The organism is Mycolicibacterium peregrinum (assembly GCF_001665625.1).
Classification (GTDB): domain Bacteria; phylum Actinomycetota; class Actinomycetes; order Mycobacteriales; family Mycobacteriaceae; genus Mycobacterium; species Mycobacterium peregrinum_B.
The window spans coordinates 42,313-60,385 of sequence record NZ_LZSY01000110.1 but is presented as its reverse complement, the minus strand read 5'-3'; the positions used below and the strand labels follow the sequence as shown (position 1 = coordinate 60,385).

At 67.1% G+C, this 18,073-nt stretch carries 15 protein-coding genes; 10 read left to right on the top strand and 5 right to left on the bottom strand.

Annotated elements, in window-relative coordinates:
- Positions 1 to 26 precede the first annotated feature (26 nt).
- From A5779_RS16755 to A5779_RS16735, 5 genes are read right to left on the bottom strand one after another with little or no spacing between them, the layout of a single operon-like run.
- Positions 27 to 1,181 (bottom strand): VWA domain-containing protein, encoded by a 1,155-nt coding sequence (locus A5779_RS16755; RefSeq protein ID WP_064883757.1) that lies wholly within the window; start codon positions 1,179 to 1,181, stop codon positions 27 to 29.
- Entirely contained in the window at positions 1,174 to 3,369 is a 2,196-nt protein-coding gene (locus A5779_RS16750; RefSeq protein ID WP_064883755.1) for a DUF5682 family protein, read from the bottom strand. The genes A5779_RS16755 and A5779_RS16750 overlap by 8 nt, the downstream gene beginning before the upstream one ends.
- The gene (locus A5779_RS16745; RefSeq protein ID WP_064883753.1) at positions 3,366 to 4,457 is read right to left on the bottom strand and encodes an ATP-binding protein; all 1,092 of its coding nucleotides are present in this window, start codon (positions 4,455 to 4,457) and stop codon (positions 3,366 to 3,368) included. The genes A5779_RS16750 and A5779_RS16745 overlap by 4 nt, the downstream gene beginning before the upstream one ends.
- Positions 4,454 to 5,914, bottom strand: coding sequence for a DUF5691 domain-containing protein (locus A5779_RS16740; protein ID WP_064883751.1), 1,461 nt, complete (start codon positions 5,912 to 5,914; stop codon positions 4,454 to 4,456). The genes A5779_RS16745 and A5779_RS16740 overlap by 4 nt, the downstream gene beginning before the upstream one ends.
- On the bottom strand, positions 5,911 to 7,212 hold the full coding sequence (locus tag A5779_RS16735) for an SWIM zinc finger family protein (RefSeq protein WP_064883749.1): 1,302 nt from the start codon (positions 7,210 to 7,212) through the stop codon (positions 5,911 to 5,913). Before A5779_RS16735 ends, A5779_RS16740 begins: the two co-directional genes overlap by 4 nt.
- A gap of 123 nt (positions 7,213 to 7,335) precedes the next feature.
- On the opposite strand from A5779_RS16735, the gene A5779_RS16730 reads away from it, so the two are divergent.
- The 10 genes from A5779_RS16730 (at position 7,336) to A5779_RS16685 (ending at position 18,070) form a co-directional block, all read left to right on the top strand.
- Entirely contained in the window at positions 7,336 to 8,001 is a 666-nt protein-coding gene (locus tag A5779_RS16730; RefSeq protein ID WP_064883747.1) for a response regulator transcription factor, read from the top strand.
- Between the two features lie 60 nt (positions 8,002 to 8,061).
- Positions 8,062 to 9,099 (top strand): HAMP domain-containing sensor histidine kinase, encoded by a 1,038-nt coding sequence (locus A5779_RS16725; RefSeq protein WP_064883745.1) that lies wholly within the window; start codon positions 8,062 to 8,064, stop codon positions 9,097 to 9,099.
- Positions 9,096 to 10,622, top strand: a complete 1,527-nt coding sequence (locus A5779_RS16720) for a DUF4153 domain-containing protein (RefSeq protein WP_064883743.1) — start codon at positions 9,096 to 9,098, stop codon at positions 10,620 to 10,622. The genes A5779_RS16725 and A5779_RS16720 overlap by 4 nt, the downstream gene beginning before the upstream one ends.
- A 64-nt stretch (positions 10,623 to 10,686) precedes the next feature.
- The gene (locus A5779_RS16715) at positions 10,687 to 11,445 is read left to right on the top strand and encodes a cysteine hydrolase family protein (protein WP_064883742.1); all 759 of its coding nucleotides are present in this window, start codon (positions 10,687 to 10,689) and stop codon (positions 11,443 to 11,445) included.
- On the top strand, positions 11,445 to 12,125 hold the full coding sequence (locus tag A5779_RS16710) for an AmiS/UreI family transporter (protein WP_064883741.1): 681 nt from the start codon (positions 11,445 to 11,447) through the stop codon (positions 12,123 to 12,125). The genes A5779_RS16715 and A5779_RS16710 overlap by 1 nt, the downstream gene beginning before the upstream one ends.
- A 114-nt stretch (positions 12,126 to 12,239) precedes the next feature.
- Complete coding sequence (locus A5779_RS16705; protein WP_064883739.1) at positions 12,240 to 12,839, top strand: TetR/AcrR family transcriptional regulator; 600 nt, start codon at positions 12,240 to 12,242, stop codon at positions 12,837 to 12,839.
- 17 nt (positions 12,840 to 12,856) lie between these two features.
- Positions 12,857 to 14,005 carry a steroid 3-ketoacyl-CoA thiolase FadA6 gene (gene fadA6 / locus A5779_RS16700; protein WP_064883737.1) on the top strand — a complete coding sequence of 383 codons (1,149 nt, stop codon included), beginning with the start codon at positions 12,857 to 12,859 and terminating at the stop codon, positions 14,003 to 14,005.
- Between the two features lie 84 nt (positions 14,006 to 14,089).
- A complete protein-coding gene (locus tag A5779_RS16695; RefSeq protein WP_064883735.1) occupies positions 14,090 to 15,067 on the top strand; it encodes a cation diffusion facilitator family transporter in 978 nt (325 codons plus the stop codon).
- A 70-nt stretch (positions 15,068 to 15,137) separates the two neighbouring features.
- Positions 15,138 to 17,435, top strand: coding sequence for an FdhF/YdeP family oxidoreductase (locus tag A5779_RS16690; protein ID WP_064883733.1), 2,298 nt, complete (start codon positions 15,138 to 15,140; stop codon positions 17,433 to 17,435).
- A complete protein-coding gene (locus tag A5779_RS16685; protein ID WP_055117862.1) occupies positions 17,435 to 18,070 on the top strand; it encodes a DUF1345 domain-containing protein in 636 nt (211 codons plus the stop codon). The genes A5779_RS16690 and A5779_RS16685 overlap by 1 nt, the downstream gene beginning before the upstream one ends.
- The last annotated feature ends 3 nt before the right edge of the window (positions 18,071 to 18,073 follow it).

The following is an 18,073-nucleotide window of genomic DNA, read 5'->3' as shown; positions in this document are numbered from 1 at the left end:
CAGCCCTGCTGTCGAAATTGGCGTCTTCAATTCGTCTCCATCCCGCGCTGAGCGAGGCCGGTCCGGTCAGCCCAGCCGCGGATGTCGCCCTTGGTGATGGCCAGCGCCAGCAGTTCGGGGAATGCGTCGGGAGTGCAGGCGAACGCCGGGATCTCCATCGCAGCCAGGTCGGCGGCGATCTCCCGGTCGAATGACGGTGCGCCCGAATCGGACAGCGCCAACAACACGACCACTTGGACGCCCGCATCCACGAGCTGTTTGACCCGGGCCAGCATCTCGTCGCGGACGCCACCCTCGTAGAGGTCCGAGATCAGCACGAAGATGCTGTCGGTGGGCCGCGTGATCAAGCTCTGGCAGTACGCGATGGCCCGGTTGATGTCGGTGCCGCCGCCGAGCTGGGTACCGAACAGCACGTCGACGGGATCGTCGAGCAGATCGGTGAGGTCGACGACTTCGGTGTCGAACACCACGAGGGATGTGCGCAATGACCGCATCGACGCGATGACCGCCCCGAAAACTGCTGAATACACGATCGATTCGGCCATCGAACCGGACTGGTCGATGGCCAGCACGATGTCCTTGGTCACCGATCGGCCGGCGCGGCGGAACCCGACCAGCCGTTCGGGGATGATCGTCTTCAGGTCCGGCTGGAAGGTTTTCAGGTTGCGGGCGATGGTGCGATTCCAGTCGATGTCGGAAGCCAGCGGCCGGTTGGTCCGCGCGCTCCGCGACAGCGCCCCGCGCAGTGTGGCCTTGGTACCGTCGGCGATGCGCCGCTCGATGTCCTCGACCACCTTGCGCACCAGTGCCCGGGCCGAGGCCTTCGACTCGTCGGGAATGGCCTCACCCAGCGTGATGAGTGTGGTGGCCAACGACAGATCCGGGACGATGCTGTCCATCATCTCCGGTTCGAGCAGCAGCATGCGCAGATTGAGCCGCTCAATGGCGTCCTGCTGCATCACCTGAACCACCGTGCTGGGGAAGTACTTTCGGATGTCACCCAGCCACCGCGCCACCTTGGGCGCGGATCCGCCGAGGCCAACCTTGCGGTCGTAGAGCTCCGACAGCGCCTTGTCCATCTCGACGTCACCGGCTTGCAGGCTCGGCAGCGAGTCCGCATCCGACCCCAGTACCAGCCGCCACCGGCGGTCGCGTTCGTCCGGGGTGGTGTCGTCAGCCATGGTTGATACCTCTTGCGAAGATGGCGGCCGCCGCGATCACGACGGGGCGGGCGCGGTCGGCATCGATGTCGAATTCGGTATGGACGGTGGCGCCTGCGGTGGTCACCGCATGCCCGATATTGCGTTTGATGCCGGCGTCGAAGGTGCTGAAGGTGCGACGCACCAACGGCAGGACATCGGTGAATTCCGTTGCGGTCAAACCGCTCAACCATTCGTCGATCACAGCCAACAGCTCGGTGTCGTGCACCAACAGCAGTCCGCTGCCGGACAGGAAGCCCTCGATCCACGCGGACTTCTCGTCGGCCGGGGCGCCGATGCTCAAGGCCCGCCGCATGCGGCGGGCCGCTTCGGCGGTAGTGAACACGGCGCCGTCGACACCGATTCGGACGAATCGGCCGACCAGGCTGCCGTGCAGATCGTCGCGACCGGCCAGCCGTGCGATGGTGGCCAGCCATTCGCCGCGCACATCGGCCTCGAGCAGATCCACGGTATCGGTGACGGCGTTGACGTGTGCGAGCATCTCGGCGGCCGCGTCCGGACCGAGCCCGGTCAGCGTCGCGGGAAGACCGACGTTGACCCGGCGCAGCAGCGACGTGGTGACCGCACCGAGCGCGCCTGCGTCGGTGCGACGCACGTCGCCGTAGCGCAGCGAGCGGGCCAGCGCGGGCAGGGCCGCCATGAGTTCGGTCAGGTCCCGGTCGACTGCGGCCTTGTTCTCGAGGATGGTCAGCAGAGGTGGGACAGCCTCGTCGACACCGCCGAGCAGGGCCGCCTCTATCGCCGCGGTGACCTGGCCCAGATGTGTCGCGTTCTCGGCGGTGTCGGTCAGTTTCGCCTTGCAGGCGCGGTACACGGTGTTGCCCCACACCGACGAAATCACGACCCTCACCGCGAACTCCGGCTGCCACTGCAGCGTCCAGGGTTCCTTGAACGTGCCCTGGCCGGTGGCGATCTCGGGCTCGCCCCACGGAATATCGAGCACGGTAAGCCGGTGCAGCAGATGTGATTTCGCCAGATCGTTGGGCTTGCGCAGGTCGAGAGTGACCTGCTTGGCATTGGCATCGGGTTTGAGCCGCAGCGATTTCTGCTGCTTCGTGATATCGGCGAGCAGGGGCACCATCGGCAGGTGTTCGGGAATGCTGCCGAGCCGTTCGCCGACGACCAACTCACGCACGATCAGCCCGAACCGGGTGTCGGACCCCTCGCACAGCACGGCCTCGGTGGCCTCGTTGACCTCGCTGAGACCGGGATGGGCCCGACCCCGCATCGCGGCCAGCGCGTTGGCCAGCCGGACGCCTTCGATGACGTGCGCCGAGGAGACGAAGATGTCGTGCTCGCGTAATGCCCGGGCCGCCAACGTCAGCCAGGTTTCCACCGGCCGGTCCCGCTCGAGGAAGGCGTGTTGGTACCAGCCGGGTGACCGGACGCCTGCGCCGTAACCTGAGGCCGCGGCCAGTCGCGAATGTGTCCACGGCACCCACACCGTCGCGGACTTGGCCTTGGGCAGCCCTCGCAACAGTGCCGCGTCGGCGCTCGCGGCAGGCAGTTTCCCAGCCAGCGCCGGTGCGTGCCAGGCTCCGCACACCACGACGACCGTCGCGAATTCCTTCGCGGCTTTGCGGAGCACCTGGCGCATGTGTGCCTCGCGCTGGTGTTCGATCGGGTCATCTTCGTCGGGCTCGAGCTCCCGCACGGTCCGCATGGCCTCGGTGATCGCCTCGAATCCGCTGCCTTCCGTGGGGGATTCGACCGTGCGGGATTCGATAACGTCATCCCACCAGCGTTCGGGGTCGTCGTAGCCCGCGGCATCGGCGAGCGCAGCGATCGGATCGACCCGGACGCGTGACGTGTTCTCGTGCCGTTGGTCGCGCTGGGCCAGCACGGTGGCGGCGGGCAGGTCGCAGAACCGCACCGGCACCTCGTGCCGCGCTGCCCACAACAAGGCCTGCCACTCGGGGGAGAAGGCGCCGAACGGCCAGAACGCCGAAACCGCGGGGTCGTCGACGGCGTAGGCCATGATCGCCACGGGCGGCACCATGTCCGTGTGGTCGACGTCCGTAGTGAGCCGGTCTGCGTCGGCCGGGCCTTCGATCACCACGATGTCCGGCTGGATCCGGTCCAGCTCGGACAGCACGGCACGGGCAGACCCGGGACCGTGGTGCCGAATGCCCAGGACGTGGGTGGTCACGAGTTCAGCACGTCCCGCGAAGCCCGGTAGAAGTCGGCCCAGCCGTCGCGTTCGCGCACCACGGCCTCCAGGTACTCCAGCCACACCACCGCATCGTTGACCGGATCCTTCACCACCGCACCGACGATGCCCGCCGCGGTGTCGGCCGGCCGCAGCACGCCGTCGCCGAAGTGCGCTGACATCGCGATGCCCTGCGTCACCACGGAGATCGCCTCAGCGGTGGACAGCGTGCCCGACGGCTGCTTGAGCTTGTTGCGGCCGTCGGCGGTCAACCCGGAGCGCAGTTCGCGGAAAACCGTGACGACCCGACGGATCTCGTCGGCTGAGGTCGGTACCTTCGGCAGCTGCAGTGACCCGCTGATGTCGGCCACCCGGCGCGTCACGATCTCCACCTCGTCGTCGAGGCTCGCGGGCAACGGAAGGACCACGGTGTTGAACCGGCGGCGCAGTGCCGACGACAGATCGTTGACACCGCGGTCGCGGTCGTTGGCCGTCGCGATCACGTTGAACCCTTGCGTGGCCTGCACCTCGGAGCCGAGTTCGGGAATGGGCAGGGTCTTTTCGGAGAGGACCGTGATCAGGGCGTCCTGCACCTCCGACGGGATGCGGGTGAGCTCCTCAAGCCGCGCGATCTTGCCGTCGCGCATCGCGGTCATGATCGGGGAGGGGACCAGCGCCTGCTCGGAGGGCCCTTCGGCGATCAACCGGGCGTAGTTCCAGCCGTACCGTACGGCTTCCTCCACGGTGCCCGCGGTGCCCTGCACCAGCAGTGTCGAATCCCCGGTCACGGCTGCGGCCAGATGCTCCGACACCCACGTCTTGGCCGTGCCCGGCACGCCGAGCAGCAGCAGCGCCCGGTCGGTGGCCAGCGTCGCCACGGCCACTTCGACGATGCGTCGGGGACCGATGTACTTGGGGGTGATCTCCACGCCCTCAACGGTTTCCCCGCCCAGCAGATAGCGCACGACCGCGTGCGGGGACATCGACCAGTTGGGTGGCGCGGGCTTGTCGTCAGCGGCGCGCAGGACCGCGAGTTCGGCGGCGAACAATTGCTCGGCGTGCGGACGCAGCAGGGTCGCTTCAGTCATGAGAGTTCCTTCGCAAGGTCGGATCGCAGGGTGAGCAGCTCGAAGCTGGTGGCGTAGAACTTGTGCAATTCCTCGTCCCCGGTGAGGTCGGTGAGCCTCGCGAAGCGCGGCAGCCAGTCCAGTGGGTACCCGGCGGCCAGGTGCGCTGCGGCCTCGCGGCGTTGGCGGGCCGTGCCCCAGCCGGCTCCGGCCAGGGATCCGAACAGAGCCGCGGCGACGTCAGGGGCGAACGGTCGCGGCAGGCCCGCCACGATGCGGAGCAGGGGCGCGGACTCGGCGGTGTCGGTGAGAGCGCGGATCAACTCGGCCGAGATCGCCGGGTGTGCGGTGGCGGGATCGAAGTACGCGGCGTAATCGACGGGCAGGCAACGCTGCAACAGTGGCACCGCCCAGGTGGGGTCGTTGCCGCGCAAGGCACTGCCGGTCAGCGCGGCCAGTACGGATTGGTGGTCGGCGTCCGAGAGCGCGCGAGCCACCTTCTCCGGAGCGACCGCGCCGAGCACCTCGGCCCAGAAGGCGATCGGGGTACGGGCGACGACGGCTTCCGGCTTGGTGGTGCTCAGCCCGTCGCGGACTGCCGCGGCGTCGGGCCCGGGTAGGGGGTGGACGGCGATTTTCGCGCCCAGCAATGTCTTCTTGACCGAGAAGATATGAGCAGCACGAGTTTTCATGCGGTCCAGGTAGCGGCTGCGGGACCGCCCGCCGAGCACGCCGATGGCGGCGCTGCGCACCGTGACCGCCCGATCGTCGAGCGCTGCCTCCAGGAACGGCTCGTCGGCGTCGTGTTCGGGTGCCGCGAACGCCGCCAACAGGGCCACCCGCGACTCAGCATCCTCGGACACCCAGTGCTGCGCCACCAGGTCGCGGGCCCGGTCGGGATCGATGGTGCGCGCGGTCGCCAGCCAGGTCAGGCGCTTGGCGGTGTCACCGTGGGTGTAGTCGGCTTCCTTGGGCCACTCTGTGGCCTCGGTTCGCGCAACGTTGCGCAGCGCGCGGTGGTTGCGGCCGTAGTGTTCCACGGCATACCACTGACCGCCGCTGCCGATGGCGTCCCAGAGTGCTTGCGTCACAACGTCACTCTGCTGCAGCCGTAGCAGCCCGGGGATCAGCCGTGGGGGCAGGCGAAGGCCGGCGGCGGCGAGGTCGGCGAGCGCGCCGTCGAGGATGGGGCGCACGGTCAGAGCGCGTTCGATGAGAAAACCGTGCGCGTCGGTGATCAGCGGCCGGGTCTCCGGCGGTGCCGGGGACGCCGATGATTCGACGCGTTCGGGACGTTGGCCGGCGCGCCGTGCCAGCGCGTAAAGGCCCGCCACCCGCAGCACCGACCCGACCGGATCGGCCGCGTCGTGCACCGCGGCCACACTGCCGTCCACCGGGGCGTCGAAGATGCCGTCGGGGAAGGGTTTCGCGCCGTATCCCACGGTGGCGGCGGAGATCATCCGCTGATAGTCGCTCACAGCGCCGTCACCGCCGGTCCGGTCAGGCGCGAAGGTGGCGCGTCACTCAGCATCGACAACAGATCGACACCATCGGTGGTGAACTCGACCAGCAGCGGCCGTAACTGCCCGCCGCTTCCGGCCTGCAGACGTGCCCAGCGGTCGTCGTCGCAGATCGCCGGAAGGGCATTACCGTCCGCGTCGACCAGATGGCGGCGTTTGGGCCTGCTGTGTTGTACGGCGCGGGCGTTGACGACGGCCGGAAACCGCAGCAGCCACGGATCAACCGCCAGGGCGCGGGCCCGGGCCGCCAGTGCGTCGTCGATAGCGGTGCCGGTCACGTTGAGATGTTCGATGGCGACTGTCGGCACATCGCCGTCGGGGAGCGCGACGCGGAAGCTCGACGGCCCACCCGGATACAGGTGGACGCCGCCGGTGAACTCGCGGCCCGGGGTGAGCCGGTTGTCGAAACTTGCCCCGCTCGGCGCGGTGGACTGCACGTTGACCAACAGCCCGGTGTCCGTGCCGCTCAACCACATCCGGCGGGTGGTGTAGCGATCTTCGAGGGTCTCGGCATACCCGAGCACCTGCCAGGTGTCGTTCACGGGATCGGTGGCCAGCACCTCGGCGCGGGCCACGGTGAACCCGATGTGTCGGCGGACCGCGGCGGCCGTCTCCTCGGGTAGCGCGTCGATGGTGCGGTAGGCATCGGTCAGCAGCCGCATCAACCCGAGATCCTCGATGATCTTCCGCGGCCATTCGTCGTCCGTGAGGTGTCCGGGCAGGCTGCGCAACCAGCGCGCCAGGCCGGGTGCCTTCGCGTCGACCATGCGCTTGGCGATCGGCTCACTCCACCCCGCATACGGATCGACGCTGATCCCGGCGATACCGTTGCGGACCTGGTCGTCGATCCACCGCCGGAGTTGCTCCAGGCCCTCGGCGACGCTGCGTTCCCGCGCCGCGACGGCCTTCTCGCTGACCTCACGCGGAGCCTTCGGGGGTGCCGGCGAGACGATGGCGTTCGCCGGGGCTTCCGCCGCGGTGTCGACGTTGCCGCCGCACCAGCGCAGCACCAGACCAACCACATGCTTGCAGGGAAACTGCCGCGACGGGCACGAGCACTTGTAAGTCGGGCCCACCAGGTTGACCTGCACGCGGTACGGGGTGCGGCCGCTGCCCTGGAAGTCTCCCCACAACATGGTCTGGGTGGCTCCGGTGTTGGACCAGCCCGCCGCGCCCGCGAGTTTCTGGCCTGCGGCGTAGGCCTTCCCGGCAAACTGGCGCGCCTCATCGGTGGACCACACCGTCTGCTGATCCAACCGCCGCCCCTCCAGATGCGTACTGACCCTGAGCCAGCGTAGCCAGCGGGGCGGACAGCGTCTCCACAAGATCTTCACAAACGCTGCCCGTGACCACCACAACCTGCACTTAGAGTCGGATTCGTGAAGCGAATCCTGGTGGTCGACGACGAGCCGACGATCCTGTCCGCGGTGGCCACCAGGCTGCGCGCCGAGGCGTTCGAGGTCGACACGGCGGTCGACGGACCGTCGGCGGTGGCAACCGCAGCGGCGACCCAACCCGATCTCGTGGTGCTCGACGTCATGCTGCCCGGATTCGACGGGCTGGAGGTGTGCCGGCGCATCCAGGCCGAGCGCGTGGTGCCGGTGCTCATGCTGACCGCCCGCAGCGACGAGACCGACATGCTGATCGGTTTGGGCATTGGTGCCGACGACTACCTGACCAAGCCGTTCAGTATGCGCGAACTGGTGGCCAGAGTGAGGGTGCTGTTGCGACGCGTGGAGCGCGCAAGCGGTGACCAACCGCTGTCGGTCGGCGACTACCGCATCGACCTGACCGAGCGCCGGGTACATCAGGGCGACCAGGAGATCCACCTGACCCGAACCGAATTCGACCTGCTGGCCTTCCTGGCTGGTCGGCCCCGCGCTGCGGTCCCTCGCGAGACACTGCTGGAACACGTCTGGGGCTGGGCTTCAGAGGTGGAAACCCGGACCGTGGACAGTCACGTCAAGGCATTGCGGCGAAAGCTGGGGTCGGAGCTGATCCGGACCGTGCACGGTGTCGGCTACGCCCTGGAGGTTCCGCGATGAGCGCTTGCGCGAAGAGCCGAGGATTCAGATGAGCGCTTGCGCGAAGAGCCGAGGATTCAGATGAGCTTTGCCGCCCGGGCGACCGAACTGTGGGACCGGCTGCCGAGACCGCTGGATCCGTTCGCGTCGTTCAAGGTCAAGACCGGTCTGCTGGTCGGAGGGGCCATCCTGCTGGCCTCGTTCACCTTCTGGATCGGCGCCAGCTGGCAGTTCCGGTACGCATTGCTCGCCGCGCTCGCCACCTCGCTGATCCTGACGCAGTTCCTCGCCCACGGCATGACCTCGCCGCTACGTCAGATGACGGCGGCGGCGCGCGCCATGGCGCAGGGCGACTACAGCATCCGGGTACGTGCGACCTCGCGTGATGAAATCGGGCAACTGGCAACGGCATTCAACCAGATGGCAGCCGATCTCGGGGCTGCCGACGAGTACCGACGAGGGCTGATCGGCAACGTGTCCCACGAGCTGCGCACGCCCATCACCGCGTTGCAGGCGGTGTTGGAGAACGTGGTCGACGGCGTCGTCGAACCCGATGCCGAGACCATGCGGATGGCGCTGTCCCAGACCGAGCGCCTCGGCGAGCTGGTGACCAACCTGCTCGACCTCTCGCGGGTCGAAGGCGGGGCAATTCCGTTGCAGATCAGCCGGTTCGACGTCGACGAGTTCCTGCACGAGGCCGTCGAACACGCTTCCATATCGGCTACGGGCGTACCGGTGTCCGTGCGGGTGTCCCCACCGGGCCTGAAGGCCGTGGCCGACCCGGCGCGGCTGCGGCAGGTCGTGGTCAATCTGGTGGACAACGCGATTCGGCACAGCCCGGCCGGTGGGCAGGTGACGGTGCTGGCGACCCGCAGGCTGTCTGGCCTGCGGCTCGAGGTGACCGATCAGGGCCCGGGGATCGCGTCCGCCGAACGGGAGCGGGTCTTCGAGCGGTTCACCCGGGGCGCCACCTCGGACGGCGGAACCGGCCTGGGGCTGGCGATCGCCCGGTGGGCAGTCGAATTGCACGGCGGGGTCATCGAAGTGATGGACACCGAGCCGGGATGTCGGATCAGGGTCAACATCCCTGACTCTGCGATGGGGGAGAGGTCGAGATGACGACAACAGTTTCAGGATTGCCGGTCCTTCCGGGGCCCGCATTGCCACGCCAGGGCGAACCGGGCTGGACGGTGTGGTCCCGTCGGGTGTGGCCCATTGACCCGCTGGCGTCGGCGCCGCGCCGGGTGCTGGTATCCGCGCTGGTTGCCGGGCTGATCGGTACCGCGGTGTGGCGGCTGTCCGTGCTCAGCGTCGGCTACCTGGTGGTCGGCCTGCTGGTCTTCGGCCTCGTCTACGGCACCGCGCCGCGCCGCCCGAGTCGGTCCGAGCAGTTCGGCATCGGTTTGACGTTGGCGCTGCTGGCCGTGCCGGCGTTCCTGGCCGCGGGGTGGATGGGCGCGCTGTGTCTGGCGGCGGCCTGGATCATCGGCTGGTGCACGCTGGTCGGCGGCCGGACCTGGACGGCGGTGTTCACCGGGCCTTTCCTGCCGTGGGTGCTGTTCGGCAGGTTGCGGAGTTGGGTGTACCAGGCGGTGAGGACCGCGCTACCGGCGCGCTCGGGTCTGCCCGGCCCCGGACGCGTCGCGGCGGTGGCCGGAGTCACCGTCGGACTGGTGGTGGTGTTCGGTGCGCTGTTCGCCGCCGCGGACCCGGCCTTCGCGCATCTGGCCGGCAACCTGGTGCCCTCGGTCGTCGGCGTCGATTTCTTCTCGCGGACAGCCGTATTCGGCATCGTGGTGACGTTCGTGCTGGGCGGTGCCTACCTGGTGCGGTTCCCGCCGCGCCTGGATGCGATGGCCCCGGCGCCGATGCAGCCGGTGCCGCGGTGGGAGTGGGCGCTGCCGTTGGGGGTGCTCGACACACTGTTCATTGCGTTCGTCGCGGTACAGGCCACCGTGTTGTTCGGTGGGCACACCCATGTGCTGGAGACCGAGGGACTGACCTATGCCGAGTACGCCCGCCAGGGATTCTGGCAGTTGCTGTGGGTGTCTGCGCTGACGCTGCTGGTGCTCAGCGTGGTGATCCGGGTGGCCGGCCGGGTCGGCGCATCCGACCGTCGGGTGTTGCGGATCTTGGTCGGGATCCTTTGTGCCACATCGGTTGTGGTGGTGGTATCGGCGATCCACCGCATGTGGCTGTACCAGCAGGCGTACGGCTTCAGCACCGAGAGGCTGATGGTCATCACCACCGAGGTGTGGCTGGGTGCGGTGTTCGTGCTCGTCGCGGTGGCCGGGATCCGGATGACCGGTAGGTGGCTGCCGCGGGCCGTCCTGATCGCCGGTGTGCTGGCCCTGCTCGGCCTGGCCGGGTTAAACCCGGAACGGTTGATCGCCGACCGCAACATCGATCGCTTCGAGCAGACGGGCGCGCTCGACGCCGAATATCTGTCCGGGTTGTCCTCTGATATCGATCCGGCGCTGCACCGGTTGCCTGCGTCGGTGCGCGAATGCGTGACCGCACGGGTCCACGAGCCCGATCCCTGGTACACCTTCAACCTGTCGCGGGCCCGGGCCGATCGGCCGACGAGCGAAGACCGTCCCGAGCACTGCTCGGCGTACTGGTCCTATCCGCAGTACCGGTAGGGTTCCCAGAATCGCGCCGATCCAAAGGCTGTCAACCTCGGCGTCGGAGGTCGAAGGTGGCCGTGTGACCGCACTCGCCCTCGACAGTTCGCCTCGAATCACCCCGCTCGAGCCGGTTGCGCTCGATCCCGGAGCGCTGGGTTATCCGCCCGACAACCGGGCCGCCATCCCGCCGCTTGCCAAGCAGTGGGAGCAGCTCGATTTCCGCGAGATCCTCTCGCGGCCGGCCGCTTTCCTGTCGATCAGCCAATCCAACTCGCTGTACCGGCCGGGGGGGGTTCAGTACGCGGAGGGCCATGCCTTCCGCGGCAGCCTGGAAGCGACCGTGAAAGCGGCCAAGGCCGCGCGCTCGGCGCCGAACTTCGTGTCGTTCAACTGGATCGGGTTCTCGGTGTTCCGTGACGATTACCCGAAGACCGATTTCGACAAGGCACAGTACGACGGGTGGACCGGCCACATCGACGCGACCCCGGAGCAGATCGCCTGGGACAACGAGCTTGTGGGGGAGCTGCGCGAGCTCGTCGAACCCGGCGACAACGAGTTGTACGAGAAGGCGCTGCAGACGGCCTTCGTGGGCACCGACCTGCCCGGCGCACTGAACCGGAAGCGAGTCGAGGTGGTGGTGCTCACCGGAATTCACCTCGACTGGTGCGTCGAAGGCAATGCACGCGCGGCGCGCGACCACGGCTTGCTTCCCATCGTGATCGGCGATGCCACCGGTACCGCACATCCTGACCAGGAGCGCGCAGCCTTCGAGCGGATCAACAACTTCTTCGCGCCGGTGATCACGTCGGACCAGTTCGTGGAGTGGGTCGGTCACTGATGGGAAACGTCGGTCTGCTTCTCGTCGGTGTGGCGCTGTTCGTCAACGGACTCGTCTCGGTCGGTCTGGTCAGCGGGCGCGGCGCCGCCCCGATCAACCTGTTCGTCGGCACCGCCCAGGTAGTCCTCCCGACGCTGGTCCTCGTGCAGGCGGACGGCGATCCCGGCATCGTCAACGCGACGTGGCCGAGCTACTTGTTCGGGTTCACCTACCTGTGGTTCGGATTCATCCAGATCTTCGACATCGATCCGCGCGGATTCGGTTGGTACAGCACCTTCGTCGCGGCCATCGCGGCGTACTACGCGATCAAGAGGGTCGGAACCGACCCCGTTTTCGCCGTCATCTGGGCGACCTGGGCGATCATGTGGACGCTGTTCTTCGTGCTGTTGGGGCTGGGGGTCGCGAAGGTCGGCCGGCTCGATCTGGGGCACTTCACCGGATGGTTCTTGGTGCTGCTCGGGGTTCCCACCTGCACAGTGTCGGCGATCTTGCTGTTGAACGGGATATGGTCGACGTCGCCTCTGATGGGTGTGGTCGCGCTGGTGGTGCTGCTGGCGGCAGCGGTCCTGGCTGTGATCCTGTCTGGGCGCAGCTCCCGCCGCGATGCGGACGCGATCCCGTTTCCGGACGTCGATCCTGCCGAGGTCTCGGTCGCCAGGGGCGTGCCCCAGCCTGTGTGATCCTGCTCGACGCAAGCGGGCCTCCCATGCGGGGGCCCGCTTTCTCGTGTGCGCAGGCGAAATCAATCACCACCGAATGTGACCTAGCAAGCGCTTGGTTGCTATGCTGGGGCGATGGGGGACACTCCCGCCCAACCGGCGAGCAGACGCGACGAGCTGCTGGACCTTGCCGCGACGATGTTTGCCGAACGCGGACTGAAGGCGACGACGGTTCGCGATATCGCCGACTCCGCAGGAATCCTGTCAGGCAGTCTCTACCACCACTTCAAGTCCAAAGAACAGATGGTTGAGGAGGTCCTCCGGGATTTTCTCGACTGGCTGTTCGCCCGGTACCTGGAGATCCTCGACCAGGAGACCAGCCCGTTGGGTCGGCTCACCGGTCTGTTCATGGCCTCGTTCGAGGCGATCGAGCACCGGCATGCGCAGGTGGTCATCTATCAGGACGAGGCCAAGCGGCTTTCCGACATCCCGCAGTTCGGTTTCGTCGACGAGCGCAACCGGGAACAGCGCAAGATGTGGGTGGACATCCTGCAGCAGGGCATCGCCGACGGCTCGTTCCGCCAGGACATCGACGTCGACCTGGTGTACCGGTTCATTCGTGACACCACCTGGGTTTCGGTCCGCTGGTATCAACCGGGCGGACCGCTTTCGGCCGAAGAGGTCGGCCGGCAATACCTCGCCATCGTCCTCGGCGGAATCACCGCCGCCCGTTAGGTCAAAGGAGACAAACAATGCCTGAGGCATACATCGTCGACGCGGTGCGTACGCCCGTCGGCAAGAAGAACGGCGCGTTGGCCGAGGTGCATCCGATCGATCTCGGCGTGCACGCGTTCCGCGCCATCTTCGACCGCAACGACGTCGATCCGGGCGCGGTCGACGACGTCATCGTGGGTTGCGTCGACGCCATCGGTGGACAGGCCGGCAACATCGGCCGGCTGACCTGGCTGGCCGCCGGCTACCCCGAGGCCGTGCCCGGCGTCACCGTCGACCGGCAGTGCGGCTCCAGCCAGCAGGCCATCTCTTTCGGCGCTCAGGCCATCATGTCCGGCACGGCCGACCTGATCCTGGCCGGCGGTATGCAGAACATGAGCTGGATCCCGATCTCCTCGGCCATGGTGGTCGGCAAGGAGTTCGGATTCACCTCGCCCACAAACGAATCCAAGAGCTGGCTGCACCGCTACGGCGACCAGGAGATCTCGCAGTTCCGCGGCTCGGAGATGATCGCCGAGAAGTGGGACCTCTCCCGCGAGGAGATGGAGGAGTTCGCCTACAACAGCCACCAGCGCGCGTTCGCCGCGATCCGGGCCGGGCACTTCGACAACGAGATCATCCCGGTCGGCGACTTCGGCGTCGACGAGGGTCCGCGTGAGTCGACCCTGGAGAAGCTGGCCTCGCTCAAGCCGCTGGTCGAGGGCGGACGGCTGACCGCCGCGCTGGCCAGCCAGATCTCCGATGGTGCGGCCGCGGTGCTGCTCGCGTCGGAGGAAGCGGTCAACAAATACAACCTGAAGCCCCGCGCGCGCATCCACCACATCAGCGCCCGCGGCGACGACCCGGTGATGATGCTGACCGGCCCGATCCCGGCCACCCAGTACGCGCTGGAGAAGACCGGCCTGTCGATCGACGACATCGACACCGTCGAGATCAACGAGGCCTTCGCGCCGGTCGTGCTGGCCTGGCTCAAGGAGACCAAGGCCGACCCGGCCAAGGTCAACCCGAGCGGTGGCGCCATCGCGCTGGGGCACCCGCTGGGCGCCACCGGTGCCAAGCTCTTCACGACCATGCTCAACACCCTCGAGCGCACCGGCGGCCGCTACGGCCTGCAGACCATGTGTGAGGGTGGCGGCACCGCCAACGTCACGATCATCGAGCGCCTCTAGGTTTCCCGCGAACAAAAGCACCCCGAAACAACATCGGTTTCGGGGTGCTTTTGTATCTGCTCACCAAGGGGTAGGTGTGGGGTCATGGGCACCGACGGTTCAACCTCTGCCGACAATGAGAGCGCCCTGACCGTCGTCGTCGCCCTCGGCGCCAACGTGCTCATCGCGATTGCCAAGACGGTGGCCGCCGTCGTCACCGGAAGCGCTTCGATGCTGGCCGAGGCCGCCCATTCCTGGGCGGACACCGGCAACGAGGTGTTCCTGTTGATCGGAACCCGCAAGTCGATGAAGCCGGCCGATGCGCAACACCGGCTGGGCTATGGCCGGGCAGGCTACATCTGGTCGATGTTCGCGGCCTTCGGGCTGTTCACCGTCGGCTCGGTGGTGTCGATCTGGCACGGCGTCACCTCACTCGGCGGGGAGGGGGAGGCGACGTCCTACGGCTGGGCGTACGCCGTGCTCGGGATCGCATTCGTGTTGGAGGGCACGTCGTTCGCCCAGGCGTTGCGCCAGACGAAAACCGGTGCGGTGCAACGACGGATCCACCCGCTGCGCTATATTCGGGTCACCTCGAATCCGATGTTGCGCGCGGTGTTCGCCGAGGACCTGTCGGCCTTGATCGGCCTCGCGATAGCGACAGCCGGCATCCTCGCACACCAGCTCACCGGAAACGTGGTCTGGGACGCGATCGGCTCGATCCTGGTGGGAGTGCTGCTGGGGTGCGTCGCGTTGTTCCTCATCGGGCGCAACATGGACTTCCTGACCGGGGAGGCGGCCACCCCGCTCGCCCGGAACACCGTGTTGCGGGTGCTGCTCGACCACGCCGACATCGAGCGGATCAGCTACCTGCACATGGAATGGGTTGGGGCGGACCGGATCTACCTGGTGGCAGCCGTCGACCTGACCGGTGACGCGGCAGAATCCGATGTCGCCGCGCGGCTCAACGCGGTCGCCGACACCCTGCAGAGCCGGCCGGAGATCGTGCGCGCTGTCCTGACTCTCACGCGCCCGGGCGACACGACCGAGTTGCGGCCAGAACCACTCCCCGACTGGTACCTGTGAGTTAGCTCGGAGCCGTCGAAACGCGGCCAAACCGTGGACGCGGGCGTTTGCCTGCGCGCAGACTTTACCCATGACTGACCGGGGCACCGAGCAGCGCACAGATGCTGAGTGGCATGACCAACCGGAGTTCCACCCCTACCATCACCCTGCGGCCGGATGGGGTGCGGCCAAGAGCGTCACCGAGTTCCTGATCCGGGAGCGCGAGCCCATCGACGGCCCCCGCGCGATCATGAAGATGAACCACGAGGACGGCGGCTTCGACTGTCCGGGCTGCGCCTGGCCCGACGACATGAAGGGCCTCAAACTCGACATCTGCGAGAACGGCATCAAACACGTCACGTGGGAGATGACCCACAAACGCTGCGGTCCGGAGTTCTTCGCCCAGCACACCGTCTCCGAACTGGCGACGTGGAGCGATTTCGCCCTCGAAGACCGGGGCAGGCTGACTGAACCGATGGTGTACAACTCCGAGACCGATCACTACGAACCGATCAGCTGGCGCGACGCGTTCGACCTGTTGGGCAAGGCCCTGGCGGATCTGGATGATCCGAACCAGGCGTCGTTCTACACCTCGGGCCGGCTGGGCAACGAGGCCACGTTCCTTTACCAGCTGATGGCCCGCGAGCTCGGCACGAACAATCTCCCGGACTGTTCCAACATGTGCCACGAGGCGAGCGGGCGGGCGCTGCAGGCGGCGTTGGGAACCGGCAAGGGCACCGTCGACCTCGAGGACTGGGAGACCGCCGACGCGCTGTTCATCATCGGCGTCAACGCCGCCTCCAATGCGCCGCGCATGCTCACCGCGCTGGCCGAGGCCTATCGCCGGGGCGCGCAGATCATCCACATCAACCCGCTGGTCGAGGCCGGCGCCACCAAGACCATCATCCCGCACGACTTTCTGCGGATGGCCACCTTCAAGTCCACCAGGACCAGCACGCTGAACCTGCAGCCCCGGATCGGCGGGGATATGGCGCTCATCCGCGGAATCGCGAAAGCGGTCCTGGAGCAAGCGGAAAACGATCCCAAGGCGTTGGACGCCGAGTTCATCGCCCGCTACACCGCCGGGTTCGAGAACTACCGCGCAGTGTGCGACGCCACCGCATGGGAGGAGATCGAATACAAGTCCGGTGTGCGCCAAGCCGATATCCGCAAGGCGGCCAAGATCTACAGCGACGCCGACCGCAGCATCATCAGCTGGTGCCTCGGCATCAACCAACACGAACACGGTGTGGACAGTGTGCGGGAGATCGTCAATCTGCTTCTGCTGCGCGGCAATCTGGGCCGCGAAGGCGCCGGACCGTCACCGGTGCGCGGACACAGCAATGTGCAGGGCAACCGCACCTGCGGGATCGACCACCGACCGAGCGCAGCCTTCCTCGACCGGCTCGCCGAGGTGTGCGGAATCGAGCCGCCGCGCGAGCATGGGATGGACACCGTGCGCACCATCGAGGCCATGCACCGCGACGAGGTCAAGGTGTTCGTCGGCATGGGCGGCAACTTCGCCAGTGCCGCCCCGGACACCACGTACACCTACGCGGGCCTGCAGAAATGCGATCTCACGGTGCAGGTCAGCACCAAACTCAACCGTAGTCATGTGATCCACGGTCGCCGGGCACTGATCCTGCCGTGCCTGGGCCGCACCGAAAAGGATCACCAGAAGGCCGGGGTGCAGTCCACCTCGGTCGAGGATTCGATGAGCATGGTGCATCTCTCGGTCGGGATGAAGAAACCCGCCTCGCCGCACCTGATGTCGGAACCGGCGATCATCGCCGGGATCGCGCGGGCCGCGCTGCCCTCCAGCAGCACGCCGTGGAGCTGGTACGTAGAGGACTACGACCGGATCCGAGACACGATGGCCAAGGTGCTCAACGGTTTCGAGGATTTCAACCGCCGGGTGCGACTCCCACTGGGCTTCCGCATCAAGCAGCCCGCGCGGGAACTGATCTTCCTGACCCCGTCCGGTCGGGCCGAATTCTCGGCGGTCGCGCTGCCCGACGACAGCACCACGCCCGGCACCCTGATCCTGGCCACCGTGCGATCGCACGATCAGTGGAACACCACCATCTACTCCGACGACGACCGCTACCGCGGCGTCAAGAACCTGCGCACGTTGGTCTTCATGAATGAACAGGACATGGCCGATCGCGGGATCAAGGAATTCGACGACGTCGACATCGTCGCCACCGCGCGCGATGGCAGCACCCGATCGTTGCGGCGCTACAAGGCCATCCCGTACGGCATTCCCCGCGGTAACGCGGCCGGGTACATGCCCGAGATGAATGTCCTGTGTGCCATCGGCGATTTCAGCACGCAGAGCGATCAGCCCATCATGAAGAATGTCAAGGTGACTGTGGAACGCTCCGCCTGATGCGCGCGTCCAGGCTGCTGTCGGCGCCCGGCCGGCTCGGCGGTTCGGTGATCATCGGAATCGGCGCTGGAACCCTCACCGGTGCGTTGACCGACACTCCGCTCGGCCTTCTGGTCGGGATCGCCTCAACAGGAGCGGTTTTCGTGCTTGCAGGCTGGATACTGCTGTGGCCCATGGACGCCGAGGCCACGCATCATCACGCACATCAGGAAGCCTTCAACCCGGTGGTGGAGGAGCTCGTGATCGTGGCGGCCGCAGTCGGTGCCCTGGTCAGCATTGTCTTCATGCTTGTGCACGGCGGCTCGCACAGCGATCCGACGGCGGCGACGGCCGCACTGGCCGGGGTTTTCATGGCGTGGGCCGGCATGCACCTGATGTACGCGGCGCGCTACGCGAAGCTCTACTACACGCCGGCGGTCGGCGGTATCGACTTCAACTCCGACGACCCACCGGCATTCCGGGACTTCTTCTACTTCAGCTACAACCTCGGGATGACATACCAGGTGTCCGACACCAGCGTCACCGACACCACGATTCGTGGTGTAGCGCTGCGGCATTGCCTGCTGTCGTACCTGTTCGGCACCGTCATCCTCGCGACGACGATCAACCTGGTCGTCGGAATCGTGTCCAGCTGAGGT

Excerpts from the sequence above, each read along its gene's own strand:
- A5779_RS16755 (WP_064883757.1), bottom strand. The coding sequence starts at position 1,181 with ATGGCTGACGACACCACCCCGGACGAACGCGACCGCCGGTGGCGGCTG.
- A5779_RS16745 (WP_064883753.1), bottom strand. The coding sequence starts at position 4,457 with ATGACTGAAGCGACCCTGCTGCGTCCGCACGCCGAGCAATTGTTCGCC.
- A5779_RS16725 (WP_064883745.1), top strand. The coding sequence starts at position 8,062 with ATGAGCTTTGCCGCCCGGGCGACCGAACTGTGGGACCGGCTGCCGAGA.
- A5779_RS16720 (WP_064883743.1), top strand. The coding sequence starts at position 9,096 with ATGACGACAACAGTTTCAGGATTGCCGGTCCTTCCGGGGCCCGCATTG.
- A5779_RS16710 (WP_064883741.1), top strand. The coding sequence starts at position 11,445 with ATGGGAAACGTCGGTCTGCTTCTCGTCGGTGTGGCGCTGTTCGTCAAC.
- A5779_RS16705 (WP_064883739.1), top strand. The coding sequence starts at position 12,240 with ATGGGGGACACTCCCGCCCAACCGGCGAGCAGACGCGACGAGCTGCTG.
- fadA6 (WP_064883737.1), top strand. The coding sequence starts at position 12,857 with ATGCCTGAGGCATACATCGTCGACGCGGTGCGTACGCCCGTCGGCAAG.
- A5779_RS16695 (WP_064883735.1), top strand. The coding sequence starts at position 14,090 with ATGGGCACCGACGGTTCAACCTCTGCCGACAATGAGAGCGCCCTGACC.
- A5779_RS16690 (WP_064883733.1), top strand. The coding sequence starts at position 15,138 with ATGACTGACCGGGGCACCGAGCAGCGCACAGATGCTGAGTGGCATGAC.
- A5779_RS16685 (WP_055117862.1), top strand. The coding sequence starts at position 17,435 with ATGCGCGCGTCCAGGCTGCTGTCGGCGCCCGGCCGGCTCGGCGGTTCG.